General features: G+C 47.5%; 6 protein-coding genes. 5 read left to right on the forward strand and 1 reads right to left on the reverse strand.

The annotated features are described in order from the left end of the window. The first annotated feature begins 2 nt into the window (after positions 1 to 2). The 5 genes from glgB (at position 3) to SVI_RS05060 (ending at position 10265) form a co-directional block, all read left to right on the forward strand. Complete coding sequence (gene glgB / locus SVI_RS05040; protein WP_013050356.1) at positions 3 to 2336, forward strand: 1,4-alpha-glucan branching protein GlgB; 2334 nt, start codon at positions 3 to 5, stop codon at positions 2334 to 2336. After that, complete coding sequence (gene glgX, locus SVI_RS05045; RefSeq protein ID WP_049791030.1) at positions 2323 to 4461, forward strand: glycogen debranching protein GlgX; 2139 nt, start codon at positions 2323 to 2325, stop codon at positions 4459 to 4461. Before glgB ends, glgX begins: the two co-directional genes overlap by 14 nt. Next, complete coding sequence (locus SVI_RS05050; protein WP_013050358.1) at positions 4451 to 6952, forward strand: glycogen/starch/alpha-glucan phosphorylase; 2502 nt, start codon at positions 4451 to 4453, stop codon at positions 6950 to 6952. Before glgX ends, SVI_RS05050 begins: the two co-directional genes overlap by 11 nt. Before the next feature lie 184 nt (positions 6953 to 7136). Continuing rightward, on the forward strand, positions 7137 to 8405 hold the full coding sequence (glgC, locus tag SVI_RS05055; RefSeq protein WP_013050360.1) for a glucose-1-phosphate adenylyltransferase: 1269 nt from the start codon (positions 7137 to 7139) through the stop codon (positions 8403 to 8405). Positions 8406 to 8456: 51 nt separating this feature from the next. Then, positions 8457 to 10265, forward strand: coding sequence for a glycogen synthase (locus SVI_RS05060; RefSeq protein ID WP_013050361.1), 1809 nt, complete (start codon positions 8457 to 8459; stop codon positions 10263 to 10265). A 61-nt stretch (positions 10266 to 10326) separates the two neighbouring features. Here the strand turns inward: SVI_RS05060 and SVI_RS05065 are convergent, their stop codons facing one another. Then, complete coding sequence (locus tag SVI_RS05065; RefSeq protein ID WP_013050362.1) at positions 10327 to 10806, reverse strand: aminoacyl-tRNA deacylase; 480 nt, start codon at positions 10804 to 10806, stop codon at positions 10327 to 10329. Positions 10807 to 10978 lie beyond the last annotated feature (172 nt).

Consider the following 10978-nt stretch of genomic DNA (forward strand, 5'->3'; position numbering starts at 1 on the left):
AAATGATGACTCAAAATGCCCCCCACTTTCATCACGGCGACGATATGGCGCTGCTTAATGGTGAATATTTCGATGTGTTTTCTCTGTTAGGCATGCATATACAGGAAAGCCCAAAGGATACGCCGACAAAAAGCACCAAAGGCAAGCAAGCCGAAACTAAAGTGACTCAGGTGAAGAAGCAGTTGCTGGTTCGCTGTTTATTACCAGGCGCCCTGAATGTAGATGTACTCAGCCTGAGTGATGGACGCAAGCTTGCAAGCCTGGAACGGGTCAATGAAACCGGTCTGTTTGCTGGGGTGATTGGCCGAAGGGTGAAACCTTTCCTGTATAAGTTGCGGGTCGAATACCCCTTGAGCGTCGAAGAGATCATCGACCCTTATCAGTTTCCAAGCTTGTTAAATCAAGACGATGCTTACTTATTTGCTGAGGGACGCTTAGAGCAGGCCTATCATCTGTTGGGGGCTAATTGGCAGCAGAACCAAGGAGTCGAGGGGGTGAATTTTTGTGTATGGGCCCCCAATGCCAGACGCGTGTCTGTTGTAGGAGACTTTAACCATTGGGATGGGACTCGGCATGTGATGCGCCAACACTTAGCCAATGGCATATGGGAGATATTTATTCCCGATGTTAATGAGCAAGCACATTATAAATTTGAGCTGATATCTGAGCATGGGGAGTGTATAGAAAAATCGGATCCCTACGCTAAAGCCATGCAAGCCGCGCCGGGTAATGCTTCCTTGGTTCCCCTTAAGAACAATTATAATTGGAAAGATAAACAGTGGCTTGAGTATCGTAAAACGCAGCAATGGCATCATCAGCCAATCTCTACCTATGAAGTTCATCTCGCTTCATGGCGACGTAAGGGGGATGAGGGCGAGCAGTTTTTGAATTATCAAGACCTCATCGAGCAGCTTATTCCTTATGTGAAAGAGATGGGGTTTACCCATCTACAGCTGATGCCCATCAGTGAATATCCCTTCGATGGCTCTTGGGGTTATCAGCCAGTTGGCCTGTACGCGCCTAGCCATAGATTTGGTGATGCCACAGGGTTAAAAGCATTTATCGATGCCTGTCATAAGGCGGGATTGGCCGTGGTACTGGACTGGGTTGCAGCGCACTTTCCCAAAGACCCCCATGGCCTAATTCAGTTCGATGGCACTAGCCTGTATGAGCATCAAGATCCCAGACGAGGCGAGCATCCTGACTGGGATACCTTGATCTATAACTATGGTCGCGGCGAAGTGCAAAGCTATCTGCTGAGTAATGCTTGCTATTGGCTCGATGAGTTCCATTTCGATGGCCTGCGTATCGATGCCGTTTCCTCCATGTTATACCTAGATTACAGCCGTGAGCCGGGGCAGTGGCTCCCCAATGTAGAGGGGGGGCGAGAAAATCTGGAGGCTATTAGCTTCCTCCAGAGTCTTAATCAACGTTTATATCAGGCATTTCCGGGAATCGTCATGATTGCCGAAGAGTCTACCGCCTGGCCAGGGGTGACCAAGCGAGTCGATGAATCTGGCTTAGGTTTTGGCTTCAAGTGGAACATGGGCTGGATGAACGATAGCTTGCGCTATCTGGGCCGAGATCCAATTCACCGGAGTCATCATCACAACGAGCTGACCTTTAGCTTGATGTACTGTTTCAGCGAGCAATTTATCCTGTCTTTGAGTCACGATGAGGTGGTTCACGGTAAAGGGTCATTGCTACATAAGGTGCCCGGCGATGATTGGCAGAAGTTTGCCTGTCTGCGGGCATATTTCGGCTTTATGTGGGGACATCCAGGTAAGAAACTCCTGTTTATGGGCAATGAATTTGGCCAAAGAGACGAGTGGAGTCATGAGCGCAGTTTAGATTGGCATCTGCTGCAGTATGCCCCCCATCAAGGGCTGCAGGCTTGGGTGAAAGATCTTAATCACCTGTATCTAAGTCAGCCCTCATTGTATTGCCAAGATACCCGGGCAGATAAGTTTCAATGGCTCGATTGCGATAATCACCAGGCGAGTGTGTTTAGCTTTATCCGCTATGGTGAGGCCGAAGGCGAACACTTGATATTTATCGTCAATATGACACCTGAAGTTCATCATGGTTTTCGCATAGGCTTGCCACAAGGCTGCGAGTATCGAGAGCTACTCAACAGCGATAGTGAGCATTATGGTGGCAGTGGGCAGGGTAATGCCGGGGTGATATTCGCCGAGGATACTCCATATCAAAATATGACTAATAGTGGCCAGATCACAGTACCGCCTCTGGGGTGTTTAGTCTTATCGCCGTCTCACTTAGCCAGTAACTCAGCCATAGGCTTAGAGCTGTTCGGTGAGTCAGATGAAGCTAACTAACGGTAAGCCTTATCCATTAGGGGCGAGTATCGATGATCTTGGGGTCAACTTTGCCCTATTCTCGGCCCATGCCACTCAGGTCACTCTGTGTATCTTCGATGAGCATGGGAATGACGAGATAGGACGTTTTATCTTGCCTAAAAAGTCGCAACATATCTGGCATGGATATCTTGAAGGGGCGAGAGAAGGTCTGTTATATGGTTATCGCGTCGACGGTTTATTTCAGCCGCTATCTGGGCATAGGTTCAATGCCAATAAACTCCTGCTCGACCCCTATGCTAAGCAATTGGTGGGTGAGTGCCGTGATAACCCATGCCATTACAGTTATATACTCGAAGATAGCGAGCAAGATCTCTCCTTTGACACGACTGACAATGCAGCCAGTATGCCAAAGTGTCGTGTGGTCGACCATCGTCAGCTTGGACCTGTGCTCCCGGTGAAAAAAAGTGATAGCCAAGATGAGATGCCTCTGTCTCTGAGGCGCAGCATCATCTATGAACTGCACGTCAAAGGCTTTACTCAACTGCACCCAGATATTGTCAAACACCATAGAGGCACCTTCGCCGGGCTTGGTAGCCCTGAGTCGATAACTTATCTCACCGATCTGGGCATCACCAGTGTCGAGCTTATGCCGGTGCAGAGTTTCTTCCATGAGCCTTTCCTGCAACAGAAGCTACTGAGTAACTATTGGGGCTATAACAGCATAGGTTTTTTTGCCCCTCATCAGAGCTATTTGAGTGGTGATGATGTGCTTGAATTTCGTCATATGGTGACTGAATTTCATAAGGCAGGCATCGAAGTGATCTTAGATGTGGTTTATAACCACACCGCCGAGGGCAATCGTCTCGGGCCGACCTACAGTTTCAGGGGCATAGACAATCTAAGTTATTACCGTTTGAGTCCCAGTGAACCTAGGTATTACATCAATGATACCGGCTGCGGTAACACCCTCAATATTGCCCATCCTAATGTACTCCAATTGGTGATGGATTCGCTGCGTTATTGGGTCGAAGTGATGGGGGTCGATGGTTTTCGTTTCGATTTAGCCACTTGTATGGGCCGTGAAATTCATGGCTTCGATACAGGTTCAGGTTTCTTCGATGCCTTAGCTCAAGATCCTGTGCTGAATCAGGTACGTTTGATTGCCGAGCCTTGGGACATAGGCCCAGGTGGCTATCAGTTGGGGCAATTCCCCATGGGCTGGAGCGAATGGAACGACAGGTATCGCGATACCATTCGCCGCTTCTGGCGTGGGGATGCTGGGATCTTACCTGAGTTTGCCAGACGTTTTCATGGCTCCAGTGATCTATTTGAACATTCAGGCAGGCCGCCAGCCGCCAGTATTAACTTCGTCACCAGCCACGACGGCTTCTCCTTGATGGATCTTGTTAGTTACAGCCTGAGACACAACCAGGCCAATGGCGAAGACAATCGCGACGGTCACCAGGAAAACTTCAGTCATAATTATGGTGTCGAAGGTGTCACGGATGATGCCGATATTAATAGGCTAAGAGCAAGGCAGTGCCGCAACATACTCACGACTCTGTTTCTGTCCCAAGGCGTGCCCATGTTGCTGGCCGGAGACGAAGTCGGTCACTCACTGTTGGGCAATAATAATGCTTATTGTCAGGACAATCCCCTGAGTTGGCGTGAGTGGCAACAAGATATCGGCAGCAATACACAGCTGCAGTTTACCCAGAAGTTAATTCACCTCAGAAAACGTTTCCCTCTGCTTTGTCATCATAAATACATACATGAGGGCGCCAATGTGGATGCTCCCGGGCTAGATTGGTTTTGTCGCCAAGGTGGAGTGATGACCAAGTCTCAGTGGAGCGAGGCCCAGACTCGAAGTCTGAGCCTGGTGATAACGGGTGAACTTGAGGCGAAAAAGGGCTGTCGCCAGGCACTCCTCTTGATGCTTAACACAGATGAGAAGAGTCTGGATTTTTGTTTGCCTGAGCTTGATAACCTGTCTCCCTGGCGCTGCCTATTACACACTCAAGATAGTGAATTAAATTCTGAGTCTGTGTCACTTTCTAAGGATTTAAACCCGATATATCGCCTGCAAGACAGAAGTTTGATGTTGTTTTATGCCGAATTTAAGGAGCCTGTTTATGAGTGTTAGTACCCCTAAGCGCCAAGGAGTATCCAAAGCTAAGCCATCGGATAAGCCACTTAAGGATGACGTTAAATTCCAGCAGAATTGCGAACCTAGTGATTCATTGTCGGCTTCCTTGAGTCGTTATATGAATAATGGTCTGGGCCAGGAAGAGTATGCTCAGCACGATCTATTTCATGCCCTAGCAAGTAGCGTGAAAGAGCTGATGCTGGATAAATGGCGTCAGACCCGAGCTAAAGACTGCCAATATCAGACTAAGCAGGTCGCCTATCTGTCCCTAGAGTTCTTGATGGGACGCGCACTGGGCAATGCCTTGCTGAATCTGCAATTGACCGACGAGAGTCGCGAAGCCTTGAGTCAATATGCGGTGGATTTAGAGTCGCTGGAAAGTTTAGAGCAGGATGCTGGCCTCGGAAATGGAGGCCTAGGGCGACTCGCAGCCTGTTTTCTCGATAGCTGTGCCAGCTTAGATATCGCGGTGACAGGCTATGGGATCCGTTATGAGTACGGCATGTTTGCCCAGAGAATTGTCGATGGCTATCAGGTAGAGGGGCCAGACCGCTGGCTTAAAGATGGTAATCCTTGGGAGGTCAGGGTGCCCAATCATAATGTCACAGTGCCCTTCTTTGGCCATACAGAAAGCTATATCGATAAACAGGGCAGACGGCACGTCACTTGGGTGGATACACAAGATGTAAAGGCGGTTGCCTATGATATGCCGATACCTGGTTACCGCAATGGCCGTATTAATACCCTGAGATTGTGGAAGTCTGAAGCCACAGATGATTTTGATTTAACTGAGTTTAATCAGGGAGACTATACCGAAGCCGTTGCCAGAAAAAACCTGGCAGAACAGATCACTATGGTGCTCTATCCCAACGATGCCAGTGAGAACGGCAAGGAGCTTAGGCTAAGGCAGCAATACTTCTTGTCTTCGGCGAGTCTGCAAGACCTGCTTAATAACTGGGTAAAGCAAAATGGCACCGATTTTAGCGATTTCGCTAAAGCCAATGTTATGCAGCTTAATGACACTCATCCTAGTGTGGCTGTACCTGAGTTGATGCGTTTGCTGGTGGACCATTACGCGCTGGAATGGGATCAAGCCTGGAAAATAACCACTAACATCATGGCCTATACCAATCATACTTTGTTACCCGAGGCGTTAGAGCGTTGGCCTGTGCGCATGTTTGAGCAGATGCTCCCCAGAGTGCTAGAGATCATCTATGAGATCAATGGGCGATATCTGGAAGATGTGGCCCACCACTGGCCAGGTGATGGTGACATGTTGGCCAAGATGTCGATCATCGAAGAGGGCAGTGAACCCCATGTACGTATGGCCTATCTGGCCATTGTTGCTAGCTTTTCGGTCAATGGCGTCGCAGGTTTGCATACTCAATTACTGACATCGGGTTTATTTAAAGACTTCTATGAGCTTTGGCCAGAAAAATTTAATAACAAGACCAATGGCGTAACCCCTAGACGTTGGTTGGCACACTGTAACCCTAGACTGGCGGCTCTACTGACAAAACGCTTGGGAGACCAGTGGGTTGGGGACCTGCAGCACTTACATTCCCTGAGTGCTTTCACCGAAGATAAGGCGCTGATTAATGAGTGGCGTGAGGTTAAGCTGGCTAATAAGCGTGAACTCAGCTTGATGATAGCCAAAGAATGCGGCGTCGAATTTAACCCTGAAATGATGTTCGATGTGCAGGTTAAGCGCATTCATGAATATAAGCGTCAGCTGCTCAACATACTCCATGTCATCCACCTATACCATGAGATCCTCCAAGGTAATACAGATGGGTTAGTTCCCAGGTGCGTCTTGATTGGTGGTAAAGCTGCGCCGGGTTACTCCATGGCTAAACTGTTAATCAAGCTTGCCAGCAATGTCGCCCATATGGTCAATTCTGATCCTCAAATCACGCCTTATCTCAGGTTTGCCTTCTTACCAAATTACAATGTCACAGCAATGGAAAAAATCTGTCCGGCAACCGATTTGTCTCAACAAATCTCCACAGCAGGTAAAGAAGCGTCGGGTACGGGCAATATGAAATTTATGATGAATGGTGCACTGACTATCGGCACCTTAGACGGTGCCAATATTGAGATGCTCGAAGAGGTGGGTGAGGAGAACTTCTTCCTGTTTGGTTTAAATGCCAACCAAGTCCATTCACTGCAAGAAGATTACCAAGCAAGCCAATTTATTAACGATTCTCCAGCGCTAAAACAAGTGATGAAACTGCTGGAAAGTGGCCACTTTAATCTACTGGAACCCGGTATTTTCGACCCCATCATAGAAAGTATCAAGTCGCCATCAGATCCTTGGATGACGGCGGCGGATTTTGAATCCTATCGACAAGCTCAACTGCGAGCCGCTAGCGCCTATCAAGACCCCGAGAATTGGACAAAAATGAGTATTCGCAATACAGCATGCAGTGGCCGTTTCTCGAGTGATGTAACCATAGCAGCATACCGGGATGAAATATGGAAAGCTTAATGATGAACAACAAGCCCCCCCGTTTTCCAGTTAAGTACCAAGTATATCTTCAAGTTAGCCTAATGAAATATGGAGGACTTAATCATGATGTACCCTGAAGTCGGAAACATTAACTTAATACAGCCAACGTTGATCTTTGATAGCCAATTAACTTTAAGCAATGAATCTCAAGGAGCGAGTACAGATGCCTAATTCGAGTCCACGTTATATCAGTAATATAACCCGTGATACCTATGCAATTATCTTAGCCGGGGGCCGAGGTTCCCGTCTACATGAGCTAACAGCGTGGCGCGCGAAACCTTCGCTCTATTTCGGAGGTAAGTTTAGGATTATCGATTTTCCCCTATCAAACTGTATCAACTCAGGGATCCGCCGTGTGGGCGTGGTGACTCAATATAAATCTCATTCGCTGATTCGTCATATCATGCGAGGCTGGGGACACTTTAAGAAGGAGCTTGGCGAGTCGGTGGAGATCTTACCTGCATCTCAGCGCTTCTCGGAGAGCTGGTATCAAGGCACGGCCGATGCAGTGTTTCAAAATATGGATATTATTCGTCAAGAGATGCCTAAATACGTGATGATTTTATCTGGGGATCATGTCTATCGTATGGATTATGCCGGAATACTCGCCGCCCATGCCGAGTCTGGGGCGGACATGACAGTTTCCTGTTTCGAGGTGCCGGTAGCCGAGGCCGCTGGTGCCTTTGGTGTGGTTCAGGTCGATGAGAACCAGCGCATTTTAGGCTTCGAAGAGAAGCCTGAAGTGCCTAAACATCTGCCCGATAATCCGGAAACTTGTTTAGCCTCCATGGGCAATTATGTTTTTAACACTGAGTTTCTGTTTGAGCAGCTAAAAAAAGATGCCAAGAATGAAAGCTCTGAGCGAGATTTTGGTAAAGATATTATCCCTGCGATTATTCAAGAGCATAATGTTTTTGCCTATCCATTTTGCAGTGATTTTAATGACCAAAAAGCTTATTGGCGTGATGTAGGGTCTCTGGATTCATTTTGGCAGGCCAATATGGAACTGTTGACGCCGACACCGCCGTTAAATCTATACGATGCCAAGTGGCCTATCTGGACCTATCAGGAGCAACTTCCGCCGGCAAAGTTTGTCTTCGATGATGATGATAGGCGAGGCATGACCTTAGATTCTATCGTGTCTGGTGGCTGCATCATCTCAGGGGCGACGGTGCGCCGCAGTGTATTGTTTAATGAGGTGCGAGTCTGCTCTTATTCACTGGTCGAAGGCGCGGTGATTCTGCCCGATGTGGTGGTGCAGCGACATTGTAAGATTAAGAATGCCATCCTAGATCGTGGTTGCATCATTCCCGAGGGGACTGTAATTGGCTATGACCATGATCACGATAGAAAAAGAGGCTTTAGGGTCTCGGAAAAGGGTGTGGTGTTAGTGACAAGAGACATGTTGGGCCTGCCCGTAGGTTATGAGTGAATCTCCCTACTTGATTCTGCACTTTACTTTGAACGGAATGAGGAAAGAACATTGAAACGAGTATTGATGTTAGCCGCCGAAAATGGCTCTATACCTAGAGCTAAAGTGGGAGGTGTGGCGGATGTTATTCGCGACCTCCCCGCCGCTTTAGCTCAGCAAGATGTGATTGCCGATGTGATTATGCCAAGTTATGGTTTTCTCGCAGGCTCGGTTAACGCCACTAAACTGGCTGAATTTAATGTCAGTTTTAACGGTAGCTGCAAGAGTGTTTCTCTGTTGAGCATTCCTCACCCTGAAGTCGAGGCCGCGGTGATCTACTTCATAGAGACTCAGGGCGGAGAGTCGAATGGAGAGTCGAATGGGAAAACCCAGGAGATCTATAGCCAAGGTTGTGACGAGCGGCCCTTCGCCGAGGATGCCAACAAGTTTGCTCTGTTTTGTCTGAGTGTTGCAACGGCGATCAAGGATAACTTGTTGCCTATGCCAGAGCTGATACATCTCCATGACTGGCACAGCGCCATGTTTGCTCTCTTGAGTCAGTTTGATGAAAACTTTAAAAAACTATCGGCCATTCCCTGTGTCTATACCATACACAATCTGGCCATACAGGGCATACGCCCACTCAGATATGACTCCTCTTCCCTGAGTGCCTGGTTTCCGGATTTACTGGAAAAGTTATCCCCTGAGCAGCTAGAAACTGTGATAGATCCTCGCTATCCCCAGTGCATCAATCCCATGAGAGTGGGGATTAATCTGTGCGCTAAGGTACATTTGGTATCACCTACCTATGCCGATGAAGTATTGAAACCCTCAGATCATGATGCCGGTTTCTTTGGCGGTGAAGGCTTGGAGGCAGATTTGCTGCGTAAACAAGACTCAGGTGCCCTGGTGGGGATATTAAACGCCTGTGTCTACGATGATCTTGCCGATGCTACAGGTGTTAAGGAGAGCGATAAAGCCAGTGTCAGAGATAAGCTTAGAGATAAGGGGATTAGTGGTGCATCTGCTAAGAAGATAGCGAGCATTCAGGAGGCTGGCAATAAACAAGATCAATACAGGCTTGGGAAAAATGATACCTGGCTCGGGCTGTTGGAACTGATGGAGTCAGCGCTCATGGGCTGGCAGGGAGATAAGCAGTGGGTTGCCAGTTGTGATCTGATAGCCCTGACGCGAATTTCAGGACTCTTGAGGCGCGCCTGGCTGTCAAAAGGTGTGCATTTATCAAGACTGCAGTCAGTAGACAAGCAGTTAACATATCCTCAGACTGAGCCAAGCATGCTAGTCACTTCAGTGGGTAGGCTGACGGATCAGAAGGTGCTTATTTTGCGCCAGAGAGTCTTGCTGGCTAATGGCCAGCGAGTCTCAGTGTTAGAGTCAATATTACAGGCTCTAGCTTTGGAGCATCCAGAGGGGATATTCATCATGTTAGGCAGCGGAGACGCTAAAATAGCCAGTGATTTTAGTGCTATAGCTTCCAGGTACGCTAATTTCATATTCCTCAATGGCTATGATGAGGCTGTATCCGATGCCCTGTATCTAAATGGCGATCTCTTTATGATGCCAAGCTCTTTTGAGCCTTGTGGAATAAGTCAGATGTTGGCGATGAAGGCGGGGCAAATTTGCCTGGTTCATGGAGTGGGGGGCTTGCGAGATACTGTGGCCGACAATGAGACCGGTTATTTGTTTTTTGGTGATAGTCTTGCTGGAAAAGCTGAGAATCTATTGGGGCGTTTTGCCGATGTTCTCGGGGAATATAACAGTGACAAGTGGCTAAATATGGAAGTATTAGCCAGTGAACAGAGGTTCGACTGGGCAAGATCAGCGCTAAGGTATAAGCAAGACCTCTATGGTTTTTCTTAATCCAACTAGCCAGTTAATTCTTCGAGTTAAATTAACTGGCTAAATTTTTCTCCTGCCAAATCTAATGTATATTTTGATGACTGAACCTTAAGTGTTTAGCATCTTTGATCAGTTTGACGAAATCTTTTCGGCTCATATGGACTAAGCTGCTATGGTCTCCGGCCTCAAAATAGACATCTTTAGCCTCCACTAAGAGATCGTCATAAACCGCTTCTAAGTTGTAAGCGCCTCCTAAGGGGGGAATAGCCCCATTCTCACAGTCATTAAATATTTGATAGACAGCCTGCTCCTTCATCAGGTGTAGGTCCCGATTGAGTTTATCCCCCAGTGCCCCTAGGCTGATTTTATGGTTAGCGGGTAACACTGCCATCATCTTACGTCCTTCATGATCTTCTAAGATCACCGCCTTTGCCAATTGAGCCGGTGATACCTGAGCCGCGATGGCCGAGCTCAAGGAATTAAAACTATGGGGATGAGAGACAAGATCATAGTTCACTTCATTATCCTGCAAATATTCATTTAATCGGGTAGAAATAGCCATTTTGTTGCCTCTTGAAGCCGATATGACGTTAGTAGTAATTATAGTCCAGAGGCTAAATTGCAGATTTAAACTTGAGTTCGAATGAAATTAACTTGCTCAATCAGATATAAATTGAGTCTTTACGTAATTAATTAATCTTGTTTGCGTGATTTTCTGTATGCCTTATCTATCT

The sequence above is a fragment of the Shewanella violacea DSS12 genome (assembly GCF_000091325.1).
Lineage (GTDB): Bacteria > Pseudomonadota > Gammaproteobacteria > Enterobacterales > Shewanellaceae > Shewanella > Shewanella violacea.

Bases quoted from the DNA above. Each gene is read 5' to 3' on its own strand.
- glgB (WP_013050356.1), top strand. From the start codon at position 3: ATGATGACTCAAAATGCCCCCCACTTTCATCACGGCGACGATATGGCG.
- glgX (WP_049791030.1), top strand. From the start codon at position 2,323: ATGAAGCTAACTAACGGTAAGCCTTATCCATTAGGGGCGAGTATCGAT.
- SVI_RS05050 (WP_013050358.1), top strand. From the start codon at position 4,451: ATGAGTGTTAGTACCCCTAAGCGCCAAGGAGTATCCAAAGCTAAGCCA.
- glgC (WP_013050360.1), top strand. From the start codon at position 7,137: ATGCCTAATTCGAGTCCACGTTATATCAGTAATATAACCCGTGATACC.
- SVI_RS05065 (WP_013050362.1), bottom strand. From the start codon at position 10,806: ATGGCTATTTCTACCCGATTAAATGAATATTTGCAGGATAATGAAGTG.